The following is a 22,565-nucleotide window of genomic DNA, read 5'->3' on the forward strand; positions in this document are numbered from 1 at the left end:
TTCCGGGTCGCTCTGTGAAAGGGTTTCGGTCACGAGTGAAATTTCCGGTTTGTGTCAGGTTTCGGGCGGGTACGCGCGTCGGACGCCGGGCGGACTCGCAACTCCCATACGGGAGAAACCCCAACTCTCGCACATGCCAGAAGCCCCACCGACGGACGAGGGTTGGTACGTCCTGCACGACTTCCGAAGCGTGGACTGGGACGCGTGGCGCGAGGCGCCCGAGCACGAACGGGACCGCGCCGTGGGCGAGGGCGTCGAGTACCTCCGCGCGCACGAGGCCGTCGAGGACGCCACCGAGGGCGACTCGGCCGTCTTCTCGGTTCTCGGTCACAAGGCGGACCTGCTCGTCGTCCACTTCCGACCGACGCTGGACGACCTCTCGCGGGCGGAGCGCCGGTTCGAGCGCACCTCGCTGGCGTCGTTCACCGAGCAGGCGACCTCGTACGTCTCGGTCACCGAGGTGTCGGGGTACGTCTCGCGGGAGTACTTCGAGGACGAGGACGCCGACATCGACGAGGGTCTGCGCCGCTACATCGAGGGGAAACTCACGCCCGAGATTCCCGAGGACCAGTACGTCTCCTTCTACCCGATGTCGAAGCGCCGCGGCGAGACGCACAACTGGTACGACCTCGCCTTCGAGAAGCGCGCGGAGATGATGTCCGAGCACGGCGACACGGGGCGGGAGTACGCCGGGAAGATAAAGCAGGTCATCGCCTCCTCCGTCGGATTCGACGACCACGAGTGGGGCGTGACGCTGTTCGCCGAGGACCCCGCCGAGATAAAGAACATCGTCTACGAGATGCGCTTCGACGAGGCGTCCTCGAAGTACGGCGAGTTCGGGCAGTTCTACGTCGGCCGCCGATTCCCGCCCGCGGACCTCGGCGCCTATCTCGAAGGCGAGTCCGTCCCCACCGCCGAGGCCGAACGGGCGGGCGACTCCCTGCACGGCGAGAGCGCCCACGGCGCGCACGCGGAGGGCGAACCCGGCCACGGCCACGGGTCCGCACACGGCCACGCGCACGGCGACGGCCCCCACGACGGGGGCCACGGCGGTTCGCACGGCGGCGGAGGCGGCGGACACGCACACGGCGACGCGCCGCACGGTGAATCGTCCGAGTCGTCCGATCGGAACGCCGACACCGTCGACGACGGCATCCGCGGCGAACTGGAGGACCTGAACATCTACGCCGGCAAGCCGCACGGCGAGGACGTGTACGCGACGGTGCTGTACTCCGAGGCCGACACCGACGAACTGTTCGACGAGGTGGACGGTCTGCGGGGCAACTTCGACCACTACGGCACGCACGTCAAGACGGCGCTCTACGAGGCCCGCGGGGGCGACCGGACGGCCGTCGTCTCCATCTGGGACACGCAGTCGGCCGCGGAGACGGCCGCCGGGTTCCTCTCGGAACTCCCGAACATCGTCTCCCGCGCGGGCGAGGAGTCCGGGTTCGGGACGATGGGGATGTTCTACACGGTCAAACCCGACTACAGAGATGACTTCGTCGAGAAGTTCGACACCGTCGGCGGCGTCCTCGCCGACACCGAGGGCCACCAGGAGACGGACCTGATGGTCAACGTCGAGGACGAGAACGACATGTTCATCGCCAGCCAGTGGACCTCCCAAGAGGACGCGATGGGCTTCTTCCGGTCGGACGCCTTCCGCGACACGGTCCAGTGGGGCCGCGACGTCCTCGCCGACCGACCGCGCCACGTCTTCCTCGCGTAGTCGGAGTTTTCGGAACTCTCAGCCGCGCACGCCGTTCGTGCGAGACGCTCGGACGCCTGAATTTTTCGCGGCGTCGCGCTCTACGGTGGAGTTGGTTCGAATAGAAACGGGGGGTGCGGCGGGTGGGCCGCCGCGGGGGGAACACTGGAGATGTTCGAAGTCGAGACGACCGCGCAGTGAAGTGCCTACCGTCCGACCGGCGCCTACCGCCGAGACGATGCCTACCGCCCGACTGATGCCTACCGCGGGCGGCGCCTACCGCTGGTCTCTCGCGCCCCCGGCCTCGGGCCGGGAGGCGTACTCGGTACGAGGCGTCCCGCCGACTTAGCTATGGGGCGCGTACGTCGGGCTGAATCGGACCATTAACGGGCGTAACGACCCATTACACCCGGTTTCAGCGGAGGTGTGCGCCCTCGTTCGTAATCCGCGTCTCCTCGGGCAGGACGCCCTCGACGCCCGTCGCGAGCACCGTCTCGCCGACCATCGCCATCGTCGCGGCGCCGCCCGCCTCGGCGACCCGTCCGACCGCCTCCTCGACGGCGGGCGTCGGTAGTCCGGTCCGCCGGGCGAACGTCCACGCCGTCTCGAACCACGTCTCCAAGGGCTCCTCGGGGTCGAACGACGCGAGGGCGCCGCGTCCGGCGTCGGCGACCCGCGCCATCGACGCCTCGTCGCCGAGGACGGACTCCGTGGCGATTCCGCCCGTCGAGACGTACTCGATTCGGTCGTCCCGTTCGACGCGGTTGCGCCCGTCCCCGTCGCCGGTGTTCCACGCGAGGCCGGCGCGGTCCTGTACGAACACGTCGCCGAGGCCGGTGCCGGCGGCGACTTCCGCGCGGTGGGCGGCGTCGACGGCCGCCTCGCGCGAGAGGCCCAACTCGAAGGCGGCGTTCGCGGCGAGGGCCGTCGCCAGCGTGGCGGCACCGCTGGCGCCGAACCCGCGACCGACGGGAATCTCGGCGTCGAGTTCGACCACCGCCGCGACGTTCAGCGAGTCGAGGACTCCCTCGACCGGTTCGAAGTCGGTCGCCTTGCCGTCGAGTCGGACGGTCGTCTCGGCGGCCGGTTCGACCGTCGCGCGGACGCCGTCCTCCACGGCGAAACTGACGCCGAACGACCCCTCGCCGTCCTCCCGCGGGGCGAAGACGGTGGTGACGCTCCCCGGCGCGTACGCTGTCGGCATGGTGTCGGGGTCGAACGGAGCGCTGGTAAGCGTGCCGCAGTCGGCGAAGTTCCGACCGTCTACGCCGCGGCGCGCCGCGACAGCAGGTAGCCGACGACGCCGAACAGCCCCGTCAGGAGCGTCAGGCGGTCCCACGGGGCGGGGTCGACGCCGCGTCCGTCGGCGTCGCGTCGCACCCACGCCGCGAGGGCGACGTGGACGACGACGGTCGGTCCGACGAACGCCTTCGCCGCTCGGCGTGCGGTCACGGCGTCAGTCCGCCGAGTTCCGCGGTCCCGCCGAGGGCTGTTTGTCGATGCCGGCGGCGGCGATGTCGTCGCCGTCCACCGAGGAACGCAGCGAGTCCATCCCGTCCTCGCGGCCGATGCCGAAGTTGTCGGCGTACAGGTCCTTCACGCGGGTCAGCTCCTCGTCGCTCAGTTTCGGCACGTCGGAGGCGGCTGCCCACTCGGTGATGTCCTCGCGCGTGTGGAACGTCGGCGTGACGCTCGCGACGGCGTCGTGGCTCAGGAGGAACGCGATGGCGGCCTGTCCCATCGTGCGCTCGCCATCCCGTTCGAGGAAGCGCAGGGTCTCCAGTTTCTCCCAGCCCGTCTCGTACCACGCGTCGGGGCGGAAGCCGCGGTGGTCGTCCAAGTCGTGACCCGTCTCGGGCGTCACTTGCTCGTTCAGGAGGCCCGAGGAGTGCGGCACGCGCGGGATGAGACTCGTCGAGGAGTCGGTGCGCTCGATGGTGTCGAGGAAGTGCTCGCCGACCTCCTGTTCGAAGACGTTCCAGACGAGTTGCAGGGAGTCGAACTCCTCGGCGATGGCCATATCGCCCTCGGCCAACCAGCCGATGGACGGACCGAGCGCCCAGCCGACGGCGTCGACGAGGCCCTCCTCTTTCAGTTCGTCGAGGGCCTCCAACACGTCCTCGTCCACTTCATCGACGTTCGCGTTGTGGAGTTGGAGCAGTTCGACGTGGCCGACGCCGAGACGGTCGAGGCTCTTCTCCGTCGCCGAACGGACCCACTCGCCCGTCATCTCCTTCGGGAGTTCGCCGTGGCCCGCCTGCGGGTGGTTGTAGAAGTCGTAGCCCACCTTCGTCCCCAGCGTCACCTCGTCGCGGTACTCCGACACCGCTTCCCCGACCACCCGCTCGCTCTCGCCGTGGCCGTACACGTCGCCGGTGTCGAAGTAGGTGATCCCCTCCTCGATGGCGTGGTGGATGAGGTCGATGGAGTCCTGCTTCGTCCGGTCGCCCCACCAGTCGGTCCCGACGACCCACGCGCCGAACCCGACCTCGCTGACTTCGACGTTCGAGTCGCCCAGCGTCCGATAGTGCATGTTTCGGGGTTGGACGCCCGGTCACTTAGCCCGAACGGTTCGGCGGTCGAAAGGTCCCGGACCCCGAACCATCCCCGTCCACGACCGCCCAAGTACGAAACCCCGAGTTAATATTTGATGACCTCGAACCCCGGTACCAATGGACGACCTGCCGGTCAGCGTCGCGTTCCTCTCTGCGACCGAGTTGACGGACGAACAACGCGCCGCCCGTAACTGGTGCGACGGCGTCGCGGACGTGGCGGACGTCTCCCTCGCCGAACTCGCCGACGGAACCGCTTCGCTCGCCGACTACGACGTGGCGTGGTGGCACCGCGACGAACCGTTCGTCGACGACGCCCGCGCGGACGCCGCCGCCTGCGCCGACGCCGTCTCGGCGTTTCTCGAAGACGGAAACGGCCTCCTGCTTACGCTCCGCGCCCTCCCGGCCGTCGTCCCGTTCGGCGTCGACGAGGTGGCACCGGACGCCGTCGGCGTCGAGACGCCCGCCGAGTCGAGCGGCCTGGTGAAAAAGCGCGTCTACGACGGCCACCCCCTGTTCGAGGGGTTCCCGCTCCGCGAACTCCACACCCAACCGGCGGACGCGACGCGACCGTACGCCCGGTACGAGGCGTCGCTCCCGCAGTCGGGGGACGTCATCGCCTCGACGATTCGGGGCGAGGCGTTCCACGTCGCGCAGAAGGCGGCGTTCGCGTGGCGCGTCGGCGGAGGAGACGCGTACGGAATCGGCTCCGAAGTCGCCTTCCTCCCCGCGTCGGACTTCGAGGCGGCGGAAGCCCAGCGCCGAATCGTCCGCAACGCCCTCGCCCTCCTCGGCGGCGACGAACGCCGCCGCCCGCGGTTCACCGACCGCCCCGACGACGCGTCCGGGTTCGCGGCGCTTCGGCGCGAAATCGCGGACGACCACCGCCGGCCGCGCTACCACCTCGCGGCTCCCGGCGGGTGGCTGAACGACCCGAACGGCATCGTCCGGTACGACGGCACCTACCACGTCTTCTACCAGTACAACCCCGGCGGGCCGTTCCACGGCACCATCCACTGGGGGCACGCGGCGAGCGACGATTTGGTCCGCTGGGAGGACCGCCCCGTCGCCCTCGCGCCGGACCCGGACGGCCCGGACCGCGACGGCGTCTGGTCCGGGTGCGCCGTCGTCGACGACGGTACGCCGACGCTGGTCTACACCGGCGGCCGCGGCCGCGACCAACTCCCGTGTCTGGCGACGACGGACGACCCCTCCCTCGATACGTGGACCAAGCACGGCGACAACCCCGTCATCGTCGACCCCGGCGAACACGTCGACCTCGACCTCTTGGAGACCGACGACTGGCGCGCGGAGTTCCGCGACCACAACGTCTGGCGGGAGGGAGAGACGTGGTACCACCTCGTCGGCGCGGGCGTCGCCGACACCGGCGGGGCGGCCCTCCTCTACCGGGGGGAGACCCTCCGCGAGTGGGAGTACGTCGGCCCCCTCCTCGTCGGCGACTGGGAGGGCCACGGCGTCGTCTGGGAGTGCCCCGAACTGCTGGACTTCGGCGAGAAACAGGTGTTGCACGTCTCGAACTACAGTCACGTGGAGTACTTCCTCGGAACGGCGGACGTGGACGACCCCGCCTTCGACGTGGAGCACCGCGAGCGACTCGACTACGGGGACTACTACGCGCCGCAGTCGACGCGGGCGGACGACGGCCGCGTGCTCACGTGGGGGTGGGCGCCCGAGGCGCGTGACGTGGAGGCGCAGTGGCACGCCGGGTGGTCCGGCCTCCTCACGGTGCCCCGAGAACTGTCCGTCGAGGACGGCGAACTCCGCCAGCGACCCGCGCGGGAACTCGAATCGCTCCGCGGCCGCGACGCCCTCGCCGGAGATGAGGCGGTCTCTCTCGCCGCCGGGGCGTCGCGCACGCTCGACCTGACGGGCAACGCCTACGAACTCGGGTTCGACGCGCGCGTCGCCGATGGCGCGACGCTCGAACTCGGCCTGTTCGAGTCGCCCGCGGGTAACGAGCGGACCGTCGTGCGATACGACGGCGATGCGGTGACGGTGGACCGGACCGATAGCGCCCTCGACGGCGTGCCCGACGCGGAGGAGCAGTCGATGCCCATCGACGGCGACTCGCTGTCGCTCCGAGCGTTAGTGGACGGGTCCGTCGTGGAACTGTACGCGAACGAGCGCCGGTGTCTGACGAGTCGGGTGTACCCCACCCGCGCGGACGCCGAGGGCGTCTCGCTCCGGGCCGTCGGCGGCGGCGTCGAACTCGCCTCGGCGAACGCGTGGGAACTCGACGCGACGTTCCCGGCGGGCGAGTAGCGGGCCGCGACCGATTCAGTAGTACCGGAAGCCGTCGGCGTCGTCGGCCGCACCCTCGAACGGGTCGGACGGAAGCGACTCCCGGGCGAGGGGGAGGTGACCGTGCCCGAGCGTTCCGAGCACCCGCGTCCGCGTGCCGTCCACCCCCACGCGCACCGTCGGGGCGAGCGTCCCGCCGAACCGTCGCATCTGTTCGTCCTCCGGGAGGAGGGCCACGTCGTCCATCGACGGTCGGTCGTAGTCGAAGTAGTTGAAAAAGGAGGTGACGAGCAGTTCGTCGCCGTGGTCGTACGCGAGCCACGAGTACGCCTGGAACGGCGCGTTCGCGGGGTTCGTCAGCACCATCCCGTGCCCGTTCAGCGGTTCGTAGTCGCCCCGCAGTCCGTCGGCGACGAATCCGTACAGCGCGTCGTAGCCCTCGACGCCGGGGGCGAACGTGTGGTGGTGGCTGGAGACGAACAGGTAGTACGTCCCGTCGCGGACGACCAGGTGGGGCCGTTCGAGTTCCTGGTTGACGCAGACGGCGTCGAGGAGGGGCGGCCGGAGTTCGAAGTCGGTGGGGTCGCCCGTCGGCGAGTGCGCGAGGCCGACGCTGCCGTTGAACTCCTGTTGCGCCGCGTCGCCGCCGCAGGCGTCCGACCCCTCGGGGACGGGCGTGTTCGCCTCGAACAGCAGGTACGTTTCCCCGTCCTCGTCCTCGAAGAACCACGGGTCGCGGAACGTGTACGTCATCCCGCGACTCTGCGCCTCCCGTTCGTACCACTCGCCGTCGGGTTCCAGGAGCACCGAGTGCTCCCACGGACCGTCGAGTTCGACGCCGTCGCCGTCGTCGCCGGGCGAAATCGTCCCGCCCTCCGCGAGAGCGATGCGCTGGGAGTACGACAGGTCCGCCTCGTCGGCCTCGCCGGCGGCCGTGTAGTAGACGTACACGTCCCCGTCATCGTGGAGGGCCGACCCGGCCCACTGCCGGGAGCCGAGCATCCCCGTCTCGAAGACGCGGCCGCCCGTCTCCCAGGACTCTCCGTCCGCCGAGTAGAAGTATCGCAGCGTCGCCACGTCGTGCCGTTTCCCCGGGAGGAGGTCCGACGAGGACGTCAGCGCGACGATAACGCGGCAGCCGTTCACCTCCGCGGGCGACCCGTCCCGGTCGCGGAGCCACCAGGTGTCCCAGACGTGCAGGCCTTCGTCTAAACGCTCTGACGGGGGGTAGATTATCGGTGCTACGTTCGTCTCCTCGCGTCGCAACGCCGTCGCGTGGTCGCGCGTCCACGCCGACCGACCGTCGGGCGCGTTCGGACCGTCGTCGCCGCTCATACCGCTACTACCCGTAACTCCGTGAAGTGACCGTCGGTATCCACTCGTTTACTACACCAGTGGTGATTCTTTGCGGACGCTCAGTCCGTTGAAATGGACTTTCCGCGGTTCGCCGATGTGTACACACAACCGAACGGATTAGTTCGATGGGGACGAAGCGACGTTCCATGACGAAAGTCCACGTCTCTCTCCCCGCGGAGGCGGAACGGAACGTGCAGGCGTTCATCGACGAGGTGGACGAACGACTCTCCTCGGCGGAGGACACGTGCGAAGTGGTCACGGAGACGCTCGTGGACCTCCACGGCGACCGGGCGGCGTACGAACGGTGGCAGGCCGGGAAGGACCTCTCGGCCGCCGAACGCGTCCGCCTGCAGGGGTACGACCCCTGTAACGCGACGCTGGAGTCGGAATACTACGCCGAGAAGGACGAAGAGCGGTTCGAGGAGTCGAAGTATCTCCAGTGGCTCTGGCGGCAGTTCGACGCGACGCCGATGGCCGACAACATCCACTTCGCGCTTCGATTCCGGCAGATGCTCGCCGACCACCTGTTCGAGGAGTGCGGGGAGAACTGCCGGTTCTTCAAGGGTATCTCGTTCACCTACGGGCACAATATCTCCGTCGGGGACAACACCGTCGTCCACGACGACGTCCACCTCGACGACCGGGGGAAACTCACAATCGGGGACCGCGTCTCCATCTCGGACGGCGTCCACCTGTACAGCCACGACCACGACGTGGTCGACCAGACCGAGATACGGAACTTCCACACCGTCGTCGAGGACGACGCGCGCGTCACCTACGACGCGATGGTCCGCGCGGGCATCCGTGTCGGGACCAACAGCGTCGTCGGCGCGCGTTCGGTCGTACAGGGCGACGTGCCCGCCCACCACATCGTCGCGGGCACGCCGGCCAAGAGCATCCGCGTCAAGCCCGGGTGGGAGTCCGTCGCCGACGCCGTCGAGGACCGCCTCGTCAACCGGCAGGACGAACGCGAAATCGAGTACGACCTGCCAGAAGACCTCGACGCGTTCGACGAGTTCGGTCGGACGCTGACGCCGCCGGACGTCCCCGACGCGCCCGGCACCGAGTCCACCGACTGACGGTCGCCGCCCGACTCCGAGCGGGCTCCCGAAAGGTAAAGTGCCTTGGCAACGAATAGCACGATATGGACCCGTGGGGATGGATCGTGGTCTACGCCGTCGGCCTCGCGATACTCCAGCTACTGGTGTATCGGTACCTGCTCAACGGCGACGACGAGGTGGGGTACGACCGGGTGTTCGGTGACAGGGACGACCGGCCCGACTCCGTCGCCTCCGGAAGCGACCGCGGCGGTCCGACCCGCGCGGCCCGCCTCGCGGCGCCCACCCGTAGCGAACGCCCCGGCGAGGACGCCGACGGCCGGTACTGCCCCCGGTGCGGCACGATGAACGAACCGGACCCGACGTTCGACCGCTGCTGGAACTGCTCGAATCGACTCGCCTGACTCGACGGGCCAATCTCCCGGCCCTGTCCGGCGACCAACGAGACGCGCTTATCCGTTCGGGGCGCGCCGAAACGCTCGTGACCAGAGCCGTCGCCATCAACGTCGCTGCCAACGGCACGCTCCCGGGCGTCCGCGGCCCCGTCTACCCCGACGGGACGTTCGCGTACGTGCCCATTCCCGAGCGAGAACCGACGCGCCCGGACGCGTCGGTGCCGACGTACGCGAACCTCGACCCGCCCGTCGAACTCCCCGAGTCGGTCCGCGACGCCCGCGTCCACCTCGACCCGGAGTTCGCGGGCTACCCCCACTGCGAGCGCCACACCTACGGCGACGAGCATGGGGTGAAGGCCGGTCCGCTCTCCCGCCTCGACGCGGGCGATTGGCTGTTCTTCTACGCCACGCTGGATTTCCATGCGGACCCGTCCGACGCCGCCGACGCGACGGACGCCGCGGACTACCTCGCGCCGGAGTGGGGCGCGTACGTCATCGGCGGCTTCGAGGTGGACCTCGCGCTCACCCCCGAGGAGTACGAGTCGCTCCCCGAGTCGGAGCGCGCCCGCTTCGCCAACAACGCGCACGTCAAGCGGGAGACGTTCGACGCCGAGGTGTTGGTCGCGGGCACCGACCGCTCGGGGCTGTTTGACCGCGTCGTCCCCTTCTCCTCGCCCGAAGCAGGGGCCGAGGCCAACCGCATCGTCACCGACCTCTCGAACGACTCCGGGAAGGGCCCGTGGTGGCGGCGCGTCCTCCGCTTCGACGCCGAGGCGACGGCGACGCTCCTCGAACTGGTCGAGTCGAGGGAGTTCGGACCGTATCTCGACTGAATAGTGTCTAGATAGTAAACATTCTCCAAAGCGAATGCTTTTGTCCTCCGGCGGGGAGTCCCCGTCATGGATGGATGGGAGTCCCCGCTCTCGCGCCGTCGCCTCCTCGCCGCCACCGCGGCGGGCGCGGCGGCCATCGCGGGGTGCGGGGGGACGAACGCGCGAAACGAACGGGCCGCGGCCCGGAAGAGCATGGGGTACGTCCGCGTCGTGAACGAGGACGCGACGGACCACACGGTGCACGTCATGGCCGAACGGGAGGAGGAGGTGGCGTTCTGGTCGTCGTACGACCTCGGCCGGGCTACCAGCGCCTCCTCGCCGCTTCCGGTGGAGGGGCCGTGGGTCGACGACGGCGGCGCGTACACGCTGTACTTCCGCCTCGACGACGGCGAGGAGTGGACGACGTTCGACACCGCGAGCACCGACTCCGACTGCTACGGGTTGGAGGTGCGCATCGAGGACGACGGCCTCGGCCTGTGGACCGAACAGCAACCGGCGGTGTGCCGGACGGAGACGACCACCGAGTAGCGACTCGGGGTGGGAGCGTCCGGGAGTAATGCGACGACCGGAGGGAGTGCGCCGACCGGGAGTTTCGGAAACGAGCGGAGCGAGTGACCGAAACGTCGACGGAGGACCGAGGCGAGTCCGTCGGAAATTGAACCCCAGTAGCTCGCTTCGCTCGCTCCCTGATTCGATTCCCTCGGCCCGCATCTCTTCGCTCCAGTAGACTCGGAGCCTTCGGCTCCTCGTCCGATTCCGTTCAGAAGATGCGACAAGCGGGGGGAGTGCGCCGACCGGGAATTGAACCCGGACTATTAGCTTGGGAAGCTAATGTCCTACCATTGGACCATCGGCGCGCTTCGTTTCACTCGCGCTTCGGGGTCAACCTCGCTTCGCTCGCTTGACCATCGGCGCTCACTTCGTTCGCTCCGTGCATCACCTCACTGCGTTCGGTGACGCATCGGCGCGCAACTGTAGATAGTTCTCCGGTCACACTTCAACGTAGCGTTTCACCGACCTCCGTCCCGCCGCGGGACCGGAAACTGAACGCGCGTCCACGGAACTCCGTCGACGGGTGTTTATTAGTTCTCCGAGGTGGTAGCCTCGCCTGATTATGGAAACCACCGTGCTGAGCGACACTGCTCCGTTGGACCTCCGCCTCTCGCCGGACGAACTGGAGACCACGCGCGACCACATCCTCGAATTCCTCCGGAGCATCGTGGACGACGCCGGCGCCGAGGGCGCCGTTCTCGGCCTCTCCGGCGGCATCGACAGCACGACCGTCGCCCACCTCGCCGTCGACGCCCTCAGCCGGAAGAACGTTCACGGGGTGGTGATGCCGAGCGAGGTGAACACGGATCAAAACATGAGCGACGCCGAACGCGTCGCCGAGGACCTGGGTATCGAGTACGACGTGGTCGAGATTCAGCCCATCGCTGAGGCCTTCTTCGACGCGTTCCCCGAAGCGGCCGACGACCGACTCGCCGCCGGAAACGTCTACGTCCGAACGCGCGGCGTGCTGAACTACTTCGTCGCCAACGCCGAGGACAAGGTCGTCCTCGGGACTGGCAACCGCTCCGAGGGGTTGACGGGCTACTTCACGAAGTACGGCGATCAGGCGGTCGACTGCAACCCCATCGGCAACCTCTACAAACAGCAGGTGCGGCAGTTGGCCGCCGCGATGGGCGTCGACGAGGACCTCGTGATGAAGACGCCGTCCGCGGAGATGTGGGAAGGCCACAGCGACGAGAGCGAGATGGGGCTGGATTACGACACGCTCGACGCCATCCTCGCGATGCACGTCGACGGACCGCTCTCGAAGTCGGCCACCGTCGACCACCTCGGCGTGACCGACGACCAGGTCGACAGGGTCGTCGAACTGTACGAGAGAAGCGAGCACAAACGGCACATGCCGCCCGCGCCGGAACCGCTCGACATCTGAGCGGGCGCGCCTCCCGCGCCTCCCGGACACGGCGACGACCCGCACCGGACGCGAACGTGCCGTCACACGGCGCGAATCCCCCGTCGTCTCTCGCTCGCGGTCCGGGACGGCTTCGAGCGATTGTTTCTCGACCGACTACCCACTCAGTTCTCTTTCATTCTCGCCCGCCCTCTCTCGTCTCCCGGATGTCGTCGACGTATCGCCCGTGTAGTCGAGCGAACGCCTCGGCCTCGGCCCGTTCGCGCGTCTCGTCGTCCGCGTCGTCGCGCAGGCGTTCCTTTATCGCTCTGAGCGCGTCCGGGCGGTTCCCGGCTATCTCGTCGGCGACGGACCGCGGGTCGTCGACGACGCGGGAGACGAGTCCCATCCGCCGGGCTTCCTCCGCGTCCACGGCGCGGCCCGAGAGCGCGAAGTCCAGCGCCTCGCCCTCGCCGACGATTCGGGGGAGGCGGACGGTGCCGCCCCACGCGCCGAACAGGCCGAAGCGGACGCCCGGTTCCGCGAACGTCGCCCGCGGGGTGGCGACGCGCACGTCGCAGGCGAGGGCGAGTTCGACGCCCCCGCCGCGGGCCGCGCCGTCGATTCCGGCGACGACGACGGCCGGCGCGTCGGCGATGGCCGTCGCGACCCGTTGGCCGCGGCGGGCGAACGCCTCAGGGGCCTCGAGGGTCGCCACGCTGTCGAGGTCCGCGCCGGCCGAGAAATGCCCGCCCGCCCCGCGGAGGTAGACCACCGGCGTCGCCTCGGGGTCCGCGCCCGCCACGGCCGCCGCCAGTTCGTCGAGGTCCGCGGGCCGAAGCGCGTTCCGTCGCTCGGGTCGGTCGACCGTCACGACGCGAACCGGTCCGTCCGCCGTCGTTCGAATCATAGGCGTCCCTCCTGCGCGTTTTCCAAAGGTCTTTGCCCTTCCCGCCGTAACTCTCGGCTAATGGACGACGCCGTGCGGGCCCGCAATGCCGCGCGTGAGGCGCTCGACGATATCGAGCCAGACCGCCTCCGTGAGGTGTTGTTCGACCGCCTCGCCGACGCCTCGATGACGCCGGGTGCGCTGACGATTCTGAGCGCCCGTGCGCTCGAACCCGGCGCGGACGCCGACGCCGATGGCCTCGCCGAACGCGCCGCGGGCGTCCAACTCATCTACGAGGGCCTCCGACTCACGCGCACCTTAGCGCACGAGGAACCGTGGCTCAGCGGCGACGACGGGGACATCACCGGCGACTTGGACGTGGTCGCCGCCGACGTGCTGGTCTCCCGGGGATTCTACGTGCTCGCTCGGACCGACGCCGCCGACCGCGCCGTCGAGGTGGTCCGCGCGTTCGGCCGCGATCAGACGCTCCGCCGGAAGCAGGACGCCGCCAATACCGCCGACCGGAACCTCGAAGCGGACATCTTCACCCTCGCCGTCGTCGCCGGGACGACGGCCGTCGGCGGCGACGCCCCGCCCGCACTGCTCGAATACGCCGCCGAACTCGCCCGCGAGTGCGACGCCGAGGAGACCCTCCCGCCCGCGACGACGGCGTTCTCCGATGCCACCACCGAGCGAATCGCGTCGCTGTCGGTCACCAGCACCACGGACGACCGGGTGCCGTCGTCGGCGGACCGGTGACTCTCGGTCGCGTGGAACTCCGTGACGTAGGCGGGTCGAATCGAAACGCCTAAAGACGAATCCGGACAACGACTGTATGCGTGCCTGGGTAGCTTAGCGGTAAAGCGCGTCCTTGGTAAGGACGAGAGCCCGGGTTCAAATCCCGGCCTAGGCTTGCGCCTGCGGCGCAGACTGTAATTGGCAGACAGCGCCCTTCTAGCATAAGTTTATCGCCTATTAGCGGCAGGAAGGCCACCCGTTTTCCGGCACGTTTCACCGGCAAACGGTGCCGGGAAAGGACACCCGTGAGCGCAGTCACCCGTCTGCGTGCGGTGGTTTCAGAGAATGAGCCGGTGTGACCGAATCTCATAGCAAGATATTACTTTTGGTTATTACTGTGGCGCATTCCCTATAGGGTCGGTTTGTCGGAATCGCTGAATCGGACGGAAAACGTCACCACAACGTGAATTGTTCCTCTGTAGTTGACCCAAGAAGTAGACTCTTGCAGACTCGCCATCGGGAGCGGGAACGATAGTAGGGTGATAACAGAAGGCGTTTAGAGAGGTCTCGCCTTTGCCTATCGTCTCTACCTCTATCGGTCGGGATTCCATCTCGGGTTCGGTGTCGAACTCGCCGGTCACATCTGATACGAAGAAGGATACGGTCACTTCGTCGGAGTCATATTCTGCGGGAAGGAGGCTCACGCTATCGGCGTCAATGGGTATCTTGACGGTGTCTCCCACGGTGGCCCGAACCGACCGCCACCGATGGGGGATGGGTTCAATCATTGGGGTCGCTCTCGGTGGGTAGCGGACATAAGCCTGTCTCGTGTTCGGTAGCCCAATCCTGCGGGAACGCGCCGTCAATCCCGAATAGGACGCTCCGTGGCTCAGATGGCCTCCTGAAGGGATACTTGGGCATCCAATACGTCCGAACCCTCGAAGCCGTCTGAGGCTTCTGGGTCGTCGTATTCGGGGGGTGTCAACGTCCCTACCACCAGTTCCTCTTCGTCCTCCTTCTCCACCATAGATAATACTGGACGGTTTATATACCCCTCCCCCCACCGGCTCCGTGCAAACCGGTTCTGTACCTTGCCATAGAGTCGGTGCCGCTGGCGCTCCGTCAGGCCAAGTCCGTCTGCGAGTTCTCGGAACGAAATTTCCGCGTTCGCCTCACCACAGGCAGGGTGAGTCTGTCGAATATCTCTCTCGTCAGAGTGGACGAGGTACGTACAGATGGCCCACGCTACGAACCGCTTGTCGATACCCCACTTGCGGAGGTCTTGGGAGAGAAAGAAGGAGACAGCGCGTTCCCGCTGAATCCGGCTCAGTTCGAGGCGAGCGGCGTAGTGTTCGATGAGGTTTCGGTTCTCGACGTAGGTGTAGTACGAGCCGTTGTACCACTTCGGCCCGTTCCGTTTCCCGGCATCGACCTCGTCCTGATACTTCCAGTAAGCCCCCTTCCGAAGGTAGAGATAGTCCGCTCGGAAGTAGTCGTTCGCTTCCGACCAACCCTCGTAGCCGATTCTGGTCTCTCTGCGGGTGTCGGTCTTGACGAGATGCGTCGCTGTGTCTGTGGTTGCTATGGACATAGTACTCCGGGGCCACCGGGACGCGCCGCTCAGCACCGTTCTCTCGGTAGTTCCCCCCTCCCGACTGCGTCAGCGGATATAGCCCTGCTGAAGTAGGCAACCGGAGCCGGGCATCTGGACGCCGAACCAACACCGTCTCTCCGGACGAATAACGCCTTCCCGCCGCATATAGCACGCCGAGAAGCCCTTACGCGCCCGAAGAAATTCCCATCACCGCGAGGCAGGTAACGTAGGTCAGGAAGCCCCCTTCCAGAGTGGTGTAATAACCGGCCCGGCGTTCCCGCTGGGTTCGACTCGGTTGAGCGCAGTCCTTTGCCTATGAAGGATTGCGGGTAGTCGGGCGTTGGGTAGGTGAACTGAGCGAAATCCGCCTTGTAGTGTTCATAGTCTTTAGCCATCAGAAAACACTTAATGACTCTCTTAGTTGTGTGGCCCGTGAAGTCACGAATTGGTTCCCTGTTGCTACTTGCCCTGCTGGTCACTTTTGCCGGCTGTGCAGGGATTGGTAGCACCGGCCCTGACGTTACCGAGGAAGAAGCGAGAGAACAAGCGCTCAGCGCTGAAGAAACTCGTGTAACCCAAGCGTTGGAGAACGCGAGTTACGTCACCAGCAGTAGCGTCGGTACCTACGCCGAACCCAACGCAACCGTCGTGAACAGCAACAGTTCGGGCGTCGAAGTTCGGGTGAAAATGCCGTATTCGTATGAATACAGTTGTGAGAGCGGTTCCAGCGGGGCGGTTGACGGTCTGAAAACGAACGTGGTCTATCAAGTGACTGATTCCACCGTTTCCGTCACGACAATCACAGAGAACATACGAAACGCCTGTGCCTGAACACATATCGGGCCGCTGTTCAGATTCCCCCTTTGCTAACGGGGTGAAGGGGGATACGGGCCTAAATGTCCTTGACGTAGTCTCGCCGTCGTTCCGCCTTCTCGGCGCTTGAACCCTTGTCGTAGTGCTTATCCAGCACCTTCCCGCTCATATTGACTCGCTCCCCAGTCACGTCCTTAGGCTGTCCCGCGTTCCGCGCCGCCGTGACATAGCCCCGACGTAGGGCGTGGGGGCTGACCGAGCCGGGACACTTACACGAGCCATTCCACGACATAGCCTCGCAGGTCTCGGGTTCCCGGTCGAACGGGCAGTTCCCGCCGTTGTAGTAGCAGGGACGAGTCGCCGTGTAGACGTACCGCTGAATGGTCGTCTCCACGATGCGCCCACTCTTGGACGTCAGGAGCGGCTCTCTGGCGTGGTCGTCGGTGACGTCCTTCCGGTTCATATCGATGTAGTCGCGGACGACGTCGGCCACCTCTGGGGTTATCAGCACGTCCCGCTCGCTCCGTTCCTTGTTCTTGAGCGGCGTCCCCTCTGTGGGTCGGTGGCGGAGTTCCAGCGCCGGACGGCCTTCGTCAAAGTCTCCGAGGTCAAGCGCCCGAAGACCGCTAAGACGCATCCCGGTCTTCCAGAGCAGTAGCAGAGTGACGTGCCGGTTGCTGGCGTATTCGTACTTCCCGAGAAAGTCCAACAACTCGGAGGCTTCGTCCCGCGTGAGGAGGTCGTCACAGATTTCGTCGTTCTCGCTGACAGAGGGAATCCGAACCATATCCGCCATCCCGCGCGGGACAGCCGTGATGTGTTCGCAGAACTCGATGAACTGCTTGATGGTCATCATATCCTGCCGTGCCGTGATGACCTTGACCTTGGACAGCCGGAACTCCTTGTACCGCTGGATGAGTTCGCTGTCGAGGTCGTTCAGGTTCGTGAGTTGCTGGTCGTCCAGCCAGTCGCAGAACTGGCGCAGGGACGTGCGGTAGTTCTTGAGCGTCTTCCGGGTGACGCCCGGCTTCTTGTCGTTGAGGAATCGGTTCTTGGCTTCGTGCGGCGGCGTTGGTTTCAGGCTCATAGGCTGTCTGGGTACAGCCTGCGTAAACGGGTCGTCCGGGTACACAGGGCGTGAAACGCCCGGTGGACGAGACCCCGGATTCAAATCCCGGCCGTATTCTTTTTTCCCCGTTTTTGGCTTTCCGTTGAATAAGCAAGTACCACCACTAACCCTCCTCGAACGCAACCACGAGAAGTGAGCCAGACCCTCGAACTCCCCGAATCCGAATCGGAACCACAAGAGACCGAAAGCGGTTCCATCTTCTTCGTCGGGACGGCCACCGTCATCGTCCGCTACGCCGGATTCACAATCCTCACGGACCCGAACTTCCTGCACAGCGGCGACCACGTCCACCTCGGCTACGGCATCCGCTCGGAACGCAAGACCGACCCAGCCATCGACATCGAGGACCTGCCGGAGGACCTCGATTTCGTCCTGCTGTCGCACTACCACGGCGACCACTTCGACCGAATCGTCGAGGAGAAATTGGACAAGGACCTCGCCATCGTGACCACCGAGCACGCGTCCAAGGAACTCGCGGAGAAGGGGTTCCGCAAGACGTACGCCATGGACACCTGGGAGGAGGTGACCGTCCGGAAGGGCGAGGCGGAACTCGACGTCACGTCGACGCCAGGCCGACACGGCCCGCGGGTGGTCGAGAAGGCCCTCCCGCCCGTCATGGGCAGCGTGCTCGAATTTCGCCCGGCGGGGGCGGGCGAGGGACCCTCCTTTCGCCTGTTCGTCTCGGGCGACACGGTGATGTACGACGAGTTGGAGGAGATTCCCGAGCGGTTCCCGGACATCGACCTCGCGCTGTTGCACCTGGGCGGGACCGAAATCCTTGGCGTCCTCCTGACGATGGACGCCGAACAGGGCGTCGAGGCCGTCGAACTGTTCGACGCCGACGAGAACGTCCCCATCCACTACGACGACTACGAGGTGTTCCGGTCGCCGCTGTCCGATTTCAAAGAGGCCGTCGAGGCGGCGGGTCTGGAAGACAGAGTGGCGTACGTGGACCGCGGGGACACCTATCGGTTCGAGGCGTCCGACTGAAGAGAGACGCGCTCTCGAAACCGAACTCCCGAGAGGAAAAACCGAACCGCCGGCACGCCACCCGTCTACCGAAAGTCCTCGACGAACCGTTCGGGCATCCGTTCGACCACGTCCTCGGGCATCGCGTCCACCGTCGTCTGGGCGACGACGACCATCGGCTTTCTGAGCAGCACGTAGACGGCCGAGACGCCGAGGGCGACGTAGACGCCCGTCTGGATGGGGCCGTCGAAGGCGTATATCGCCGGCAGGGCGAACAGCGTCGCCGCCAGCAGGTCCTCGGGGGCGCCGTCGTAGCGGATCCACCGGCGCGGGGGAATCCAGCGCTTGTGGTAGTGGCTGTAGACGGCGCGCTCCGAGGTGCCGAGCCACGGCTTGAGTTCGAGGCCGCCGCCGAAGGCGTCCATCACCGAGTGTAGCGCCGCGGCGGCGAGAAAGAGCGCCACCGACAGCGTCAGCGTCGTCGGCGCGAACGCCGCGACGAGCAGTGCGGGCGCGGCGAGGGCGCTGAAGTAGACCGGAAAGTGTAGCGTCTTGCGGTGCCCCGCGTAGAGGTCGAAATCGGGAAACAGCCCGCCGAGCGCGGCGGCGAGTACGGGAATCGGCGTCGTGCCGGCGGCGCTCTCGGGGAACACTGCGGCGACGACGACCGCGAGCACGACCCCGGCGAGGGCGTGCGTGGTAGCCATCATTGGACTGACCTATGCCGAAGGACGGAAAAACAGTTTCGCGTCCCGTGTTAGCACGCCGAGTGAGCGGCTATCGACGTAAAGCGAGGTTTATCGGCACCCCTCGCGAAGGACGGGGCATGAGGTGGCGACTTCCGCCGAACGTCGGTTCGCTGGCCGCGGGAGGGATGCGACTGGCCATCGCGGGTATCCTCGGCGTCGGCCTCGCTACGCTGAACGCCAGCATCGTCATCAACGCCGCGGGCGCACTGGCCATCACCTACCTCCCGGCGTTTCTGAGTCGGGACTGGGGTATCCGCCTCTCCCCGTCGCTCACGCTGTGGGTGACGGCCGCCGTCCTGCTTCACGCCCTCGGCATGCTGGGTCTGTACGACGACCTGTGGTGGTACGACCACCTCACGCACACGCTGTCGGCGATGCTTGTCGCCGCCGTGGGCTACGCGGCGACGCGCGCCGTCGACGAGTACAGCGACGCCGTCTACCTCCCGCACCGGTTCCTGTTCGTCTTCATCCTGACGTTCACGCTCGCCGTCGGCGTCCTCTGGGAGGTGCTGGAGTTCTTCACCCGCCTCGCGGCCGACTACTTCGGCATCGAGGCCGTCCTCGTCCAGTACGGCCTCTCGGACACCATCGTCGACTTGGTGTTCGACACCGTCGGCGCCCTCATCGTCGCCCTGTTCGGGACGAAGACGCTGTCGGGCGTCGTCGACGCCCTCCACCAGCGTCTGGAGGACGCCCGGACCGAACGCCCTCAGTAGCGTCCTCCCGCGGTCGTCTCCTGACGCGTCTCCCGTCGCACCTCCCGTCGGGTCTACGCTTTTATCCTCCGCCGCCGTCAAGTACGTGTATGAAGGTTGTTATCGTGGGGTACGGTCGTGTCGGCGCGCGGACCGCGCTCGTATTGCGAGAGGAAGGCCACGACGTGACGGTGGTCGATAACGACGAACGGAAGGTCGAACGGGCCGAAGAGGCCGGGTTCGAGGTCATCGAGGGCGACGGGAGCAACGAGGCCGTCCTCCGTCGCGCGGGCGTGGAGGACGCCGACGCCGTCGGCGGACTGACCGGCGACCCGAACGTCAACTTCGCGGCCTGCATGATCGGCAAGGAGTTCGGCTGTCGGGCGGTCATGCGCGTCAGCGAGGACTACCGGCAGGAGATATACGAACGCTACGCCGACGACGTGGACGACGTGGTCTACCCCGAACGCCTCGGCGCGGCCGGCGCGAAGACGGCGCTCCTCGGCGGCGACTTCAACGCCATCGGCGAGTTGACCGAGCAGTTGCGCCTCTCGATGCTCGTCGTCCCCGAGGGGTCACCCGTCGTCGGCCGAAAGGTCGCGGACATCGACCTCGGCGCCGACGGACGCATCTACGCGCACGGCAGGTCCAGAGAGCCGATGACCATCCCGCTGCCGGGGACGACCGTCAAGGCGGGCGACAGACTCGCCCTCGTCGCGGACCGCGACCAGTTCGAAGACGTCCGGCGCGTCCTCTTGGGTGAAGAGAGAAAGGGGAACGTGTAGACGCGCGGCGCCACGGGGGTGCGACGCCGCGCCCACCGTCGGAGTGCCGACCGACGGCGGTGAGTCGGGCGCGCGAGTGGGGGGATGGGAACTGAGGCCGTCAGCCGTCGGTGTCCGCAGTAGATGTCCGTCCGACCGCGCGGTATCGCGCGGTCGAGGGAGCAGACGTGCGGACGCCGCGGTGGCGCGCCCGCCGGAGGGTGCTCGTCCCGAAACTTAAATCCGCGTCAGACGGACGGGAGACGCCGCGCTGCCGCGAGAATCACTTCGCTCCGACTGCCGTCCCCGACCGCCGCGGACCTCTCGCGTCGGTCCGCGTCCCCCGACCGTCACACTTCTGTGCGCGTCGCCGCAACTCGACTTCATGGAGACGTGGGACGCGCTGTTCGAACGCGCGGCGACGTACGGCGTCGAGGAGGAGGCGATACGGGAGACGCTCGGTTCGCGGCGCGAGGGCGATGACTGACCCGACCCCCGACCCTTCACCGGCCCGCGTCGTCGCCGACGCGGACGTGTTAGCCGCGGACCTCCTCGTCGGCGGCAACGCGCGCGAGGCGCTCGACCGCCTCCGCGAGCACTCCTGGACGACGCTGGTCGCGAGCGACCCGCTCTTAGACGACGCCCAGGCCGTCGTTGCCGACCTCGCCGACGCCGACCTCGCGGCCGACTGGCGCGACCGCGTCGCGGCGTGGCGCGAACCGGTCGAGCATCCCGACGGCGACCACCCCGCCCTCGCCTCCGCCTACCGCGGCGGCGCGATGCACGTCCTCTCGTTCGACGACCGCCTCACCTCCGCCCGCGCGGCGGCCGAACTCGGCACCCGCTTCCCGGTCAGCGTCCGCGAACCGAAGGCGTTCGCCTCGCTGTTCGACGCGGCCAGCCTGTACGAGGAAGTCGTCGGCGGCGAGTACGAGGGCCCCGACCGCGACCCGCGGGCGTAGCACTCGCGTTCGCTGGAGGCGGTATCAGCCGCGTCGATCTCGGGACTCGCTTACGGAACTATCGTCGAATGCGAGGCGTTCGACTGACTCCGAACGCTCGCTGCGCTCCCGCTCGGACCGCCGATAGACTCGCATCGCTCGTCTATCGAGGTTTGCCTCGCTCACTCCGTTCGCTCGGCAAACCACTCCCCGAACTTCGCCAGCGCTCGTCCCCGATGCGACACCGCGTTCTTCTCCTCGGAGTCCATCTCCGCGAACGTCGTCCCCTCGTGTTCGAAGACGGGGTCGTAACCGAATCCGCCGTCGCCGCGCGGCGGGACGATGCGCCCGCGGACGGTCCCCGCGAACAGTTTCACCGGCAGCGTCTCCGTCTCCTCTTCGCCCCGTTTGGCGCCGCGCGCGGCGGCGGCCGTCCGGTCGTCTCGGTCGACGGGGTCCGGACTCGCCTCGAACCCCCCGCCGTCGCAGTACGCGAGGACGCAGCGAAACGCCGCGCGGCGCGGGTCGTCGAGTTCGCGGTCGGCCAGTCGGTGCACCGCCTCGACGCCGAGGGTGTCCTCCGCGTACGAGGAGTATGGACCGGGAAAGCCCCCGAAGCCGTCGATGAACAGGCCGGCGTCGTCGACGAGCACCGGTTCGCCCGCGTGGCGGTACGCCTCGCGCGCGCCGTGGGCCGCGATGGGCCCGAGTTCCGCCGCCTGCACCTCGGTGTAGTCGTAGTCCAACTGCTCGACGGGTCCCTCGAGATACTGTAGCGCCTCCCGCACCTTCCCCGGGTTCGTCGTGACGTATCGAAGCATCTACCGGGGAGTCGCGGCGGTTCGGAGAAAGATGCGTCGGTGTCGGTCGTTCCGACTGTCTCGCGTTCAGTCGACGATGACTTCGACGGGGCCGTCGTCCTCGTCGTCGTCGTCTTCGAGGTCCGAACCGGGCGCGGAGGAACTCCGCTCCTGCCAGAGGAGGACGGCGACGACGGCGACGACGATCCACGACCGCCAGTTCGCGAGGTTCAGCGTGTAGCCGACGCCGAACGGCTTCTTCACGAGCATCTTCTGCCCGGGCTTCCAGTACGACGACAGCATCCGACCGAGCGACGGACGCTCGAAGTTGTACGGCACGCCCAGAATCTCGCCTTTTTGCGGCTTGTCTGCCATGTGAGTTCGGTACAGCCGCGCCGGATAAATCGTTTTGGTCCGAAC

24 protein-coding genes and 2 tRNA genes are annotated in these 22,565 nt (G+C 67.2%); 14 read left to right on the forward strand and 12 right to left on the reverse strand.

Annotated features, from left to right (window positions below):
* The first annotated feature begins 133 nt into the window (after positions 1–133).
* Complete coding sequence (locus tag C474_RS03610; RefSeq protein ID WP_008384032.1) at positions 134–1,729, forward strand: heme-binding protein; 1,596 nt, start codon at positions 134–136, stop codon at positions 1,727–1,729.
* Between the two features lie 394 nt (positions 1,730–2,123).
* Here the strand turns inward: C474_RS03610 and C474_RS03615 are convergent, their stop codons facing one another.
* Genes C474_RS03615 through C474_RS03625 form a run of 3 tightly spaced genes read right to left on the reverse strand, consistent with a single transcriptional unit; the run spans position 2,124 to position 4,241 of the window.
* Positions 2,124–2,912 (reverse strand): GHMP family kinase ATP-binding protein, encoded by a 789-nt coding sequence (locus C474_RS03615; protein ID WP_008384034.1) that lies wholly within the window; start codon positions 2,910–2,912, stop codon positions 2,124–2,126.
* Between the two features lie 59 nt (positions 2,913–2,971).
* The gene (locus tag C474_RS03620; RefSeq protein ID WP_008384036.1) at positions 2,972–3,160 is read right to left on the reverse strand and encodes a hypothetical protein; all 189 of its coding nucleotides are present in this window, start codon (positions 3,158–3,160) and stop codon (positions 2,972–2,974) included.
* Between the two features lie 4 nt (positions 3,161–3,164).
* Positions 3,165–4,241, reverse strand: a complete 1,077-nt coding sequence (locus C474_RS03625) for an aldo/keto reductase (protein WP_008384037.1) — start codon at positions 4,239–4,241, stop codon at positions 3,165–3,167.
* A gap of 139 nt (positions 4,242–4,380) precedes the next feature.
* On the opposite strand from C474_RS03625, the gene C474_RS03630 reads away from it, so the two are divergent.
* On the forward strand, positions 4,381–6,543 hold the full coding sequence (locus tag C474_RS03630; protein ID WP_008384038.1) for a GH32 C-terminal domain-containing protein: 2,163 nt from the start codon (positions 4,381–4,383) through the stop codon (positions 6,541–6,543).
* A 15-nt stretch (positions 6,544–6,558) separates the two neighbouring features.
* Here C474_RS03630 and C474_RS03635 read toward each other — a convergent pair whose 3' ends face one another.
* On the reverse strand, positions 6,559–7,857 hold the full coding sequence (locus C474_RS03635) for a glycoside hydrolase family 68 protein (RefSeq protein ID WP_008384039.1): 1,299 nt from the start codon (positions 7,855–7,857) through the stop codon (positions 6,559–6,561).
* A 167-nt stretch (positions 7,858–8,024) separates the two neighbouring features.
* Here C474_RS03635 and C474_RS03640 point away from each other — a divergent pair, with 167 nt between their 5' ends.
* From C474_RS03640 to C474_RS03655, 4 genes are all read left to right on the forward strand, one after another.
* On the forward strand, positions 8,025–8,957 hold the full coding sequence (locus C474_RS03640) for an acyltransferase (protein WP_008384040.1): 933 nt from the start codon (positions 8,025–8,027) through the stop codon (positions 8,955–8,957).
* A 65-nt stretch (positions 8,958–9,022) separates the two neighbouring features.
* Positions 9,023–9,340, forward strand: a complete 318-nt coding sequence (locus tag C474_RS03645) for a DUF7577 domain-containing protein (protein WP_008384041.1) — start codon at positions 9,023–9,025, stop codon at positions 9,338–9,340.
* Positions 9,341–9,417: 77 nt separating this feature from the next.
* Positions 9,418–10,164 (forward strand): Nmad3 family putative nucleotide modification protein, encoded by a 747-nt coding sequence (locus tag C474_RS03650; RefSeq protein ID WP_008384042.1) that lies wholly within the window; start codon positions 9,418–9,420, stop codon positions 10,162–10,164.
* Positions 10,165–10,230: 66 nt separating this feature from the next.
* Complete coding sequence (locus tag C474_RS03655) at positions 10,231–10,692, forward strand: hypothetical protein (RefSeq protein WP_008384043.1); 462 nt, start codon at positions 10,231–10,233, stop codon at positions 10,690–10,692.
* A gap of 258 nt (positions 10,693–10,950) precedes the next feature.
* On the opposite strand, the gene C474_RS03660 is transcribed toward C474_RS03655, so the two are convergent.
* A tRNA-Gly gene (locus C474_RS03660) sits at positions 10,951–11,021 on the reverse strand.
* A gap of 257 nt (positions 11,022–11,278) precedes the next feature.
* Between C474_RS03660 and C474_RS03665 the strand changes: the two genes are divergently transcribed.
* Positions 11,279–12,106, forward strand: coding sequence for an NAD+ synthase (locus C474_RS03665; protein ID WP_008384044.1), 828 nt, complete (start codon positions 11,279–11,281; stop codon positions 12,104–12,106).
* 154 nt (positions 12,107–12,260) lie between these two features.
* Here the strand turns inward: C474_RS03665 and C474_RS03670 are convergent, their stop codons facing one another.
* Positions 12,261–12,974, reverse strand: coding sequence for an enoyl-CoA hydratase/isomerase family protein (locus C474_RS03670; RefSeq protein WP_008384046.1), 714 nt, complete (start codon positions 12,972–12,974; stop codon positions 12,261–12,263).
* 60 nt (positions 12,975–13,034) lie between these two features.
* Between C474_RS03670 and C474_RS03675 the strand changes: the two genes are divergently transcribed.
* Entirely contained in the window at positions 13,035–13,712 is a 678-nt protein-coding gene (locus C474_RS03675) for a DUF7114 family protein (protein WP_008384048.1), read from the forward strand.
* An 82-nt stretch (positions 13,713–13,794) separates the two neighbouring features.
* A tRNA-Thr gene (locus tag C474_RS03680) sits at positions 13,795–13,866 on the forward strand.
* A 217-nt stretch (positions 13,867–14,083) separates the two neighbouring features.
* Here the strand turns inward: C474_RS03680 and C474_RS21945 are convergent.
* Positions 14,084–14,479, reverse strand: a complete 396-nt coding sequence (locus C474_RS21945; RefSeq protein ID WP_152421586.1) for a hypothetical protein — start codon at positions 14,477–14,479, stop codon at positions 14,084–14,086.
* A gap of 101 nt (positions 14,480–14,580) precedes the next feature.
* Positions 14,581–15,282, reverse strand: a complete 702-nt coding sequence (locus C474_RS03685; RefSeq protein ID WP_008384051.1) for a hypothetical protein — start codon at positions 15,280–15,282, stop codon at positions 14,581–14,583.
* A gap of 435 nt (positions 15,283–15,717) precedes the next feature.
* Here C474_RS03685 and C474_RS21950 point away from each other — a divergent pair, with 435 nt between their 5' ends.
* The gene (locus tag C474_RS21950; RefSeq protein WP_152421587.1) at positions 15,718–16,116 is read left to right on the forward strand and encodes a hypothetical protein; all 399 of its coding nucleotides are present in this window, start codon (positions 15,718–15,720) and stop codon (positions 16,114–16,116) included.
* A gap of 61 nt (positions 16,117–16,177) precedes the next feature.
* Here the strand turns inward: C474_RS21950 and C474_RS03690 are convergent, their stop codons facing one another.
* Complete coding sequence (locus C474_RS03690) at positions 16,178–17,185, reverse strand: tyrosine-type recombinase/integrase (protein WP_008384053.1); 1,008 nt, start codon at positions 17,183–17,185, stop codon at positions 16,178–16,180.
* 174 nt (positions 17,186–17,359) lie between these two features.
* On the opposite strand from C474_RS03690, the gene C474_RS03695 reads away from it, so the two are divergent.
* Positions 17,360–18,217 carry an MBL fold metallo-hydrolase gene (locus C474_RS03695; RefSeq protein ID WP_008384056.1) on the forward strand — a complete coding sequence of 286 codons (858 nt, stop codon included), beginning with the start codon at positions 17,360–17,362 and terminating at the stop codon, positions 18,215–18,217.
* 65 nt (positions 18,218–18,282) lie between these two features.
* Here C474_RS03695 and C474_RS03700 read toward each other — a convergent pair whose 3' ends face one another.
* Positions 18,283–18,906 (reverse strand): metal-dependent hydrolase, encoded by a 624-nt coding sequence (locus C474_RS03700; RefSeq protein WP_008384058.1) that lies wholly within the window; start codon positions 18,904–18,906, stop codon positions 18,283–18,285.
* A gap of 116 nt (positions 18,907–19,022) precedes the next feature.
* Between C474_RS03700 and C474_RS03705 the strand changes: the two genes are divergently transcribed.
* The 3 genes from C474_RS03705 to C474_RS03715 all read left to right on the forward strand — a co-directional run bounded on the left by C474_RS03705 (position 19,023) and on the right by C474_RS03715 (position 21,366).
* Complete coding sequence (locus C474_RS03705) at positions 19,023–19,661, forward strand: hypothetical protein (protein WP_008384060.1); 639 nt, start codon at positions 19,023–19,025, stop codon at positions 19,659–19,661.
* Between the two features lie 89 nt (positions 19,662–19,750).
* Complete coding sequence (locus C474_RS03710) at positions 19,751–20,425, forward strand: potassium channel family protein (RefSeq protein ID WP_008384062.1); 675 nt, start codon at positions 19,751–19,753, stop codon at positions 20,423–20,425.
* A 458-nt stretch (positions 20,426–20,883) separates the two neighbouring features.
* On the forward strand, positions 20,884–21,366 hold the full coding sequence (locus tag C474_RS03715) for a DUF7384 family protein (protein ID WP_008384064.1): 483 nt from the start codon (positions 20,884–20,886) through the stop codon (positions 21,364–21,366).
* Positions 21,367–21,527: 161 nt separating this feature from the next.
* Here C474_RS03715 and C474_RS03720 read toward each other — a convergent pair whose 3' ends face one another.
* Both C474_RS03720 and C474_RS03725 read right to left on the reverse strand, forming a co-directional pair.
* Entirely contained in the window at positions 21,528–22,166 is a 639-nt protein-coding gene (locus C474_RS03720) for a non-canonical purine NTP pyrophosphatase (protein WP_008384066.1), read from the reverse strand.
* Between the two features lie 66 nt (positions 22,167–22,232).
* Positions 22,233–22,520 (reverse strand): DUF5808 domain-containing protein, encoded by a 288-nt coding sequence (locus C474_RS03725; protein WP_008384068.1) that lies wholly within the window; start codon positions 22,518–22,520, stop codon positions 22,233–22,235.
* Positions 22,521–22,565: the final 45 nt, after the last annotated feature.

It is taken from the genome of Halogeometricum pallidum JCM 14848, assembly GCF_000337095.1.
Taxonomy (GTDB): Archaea; Halobacteriota; Halobacteria; order Halobacteriales; family Haloferacaceae; genus Halogeometricum; species Halogeometricum pallidum.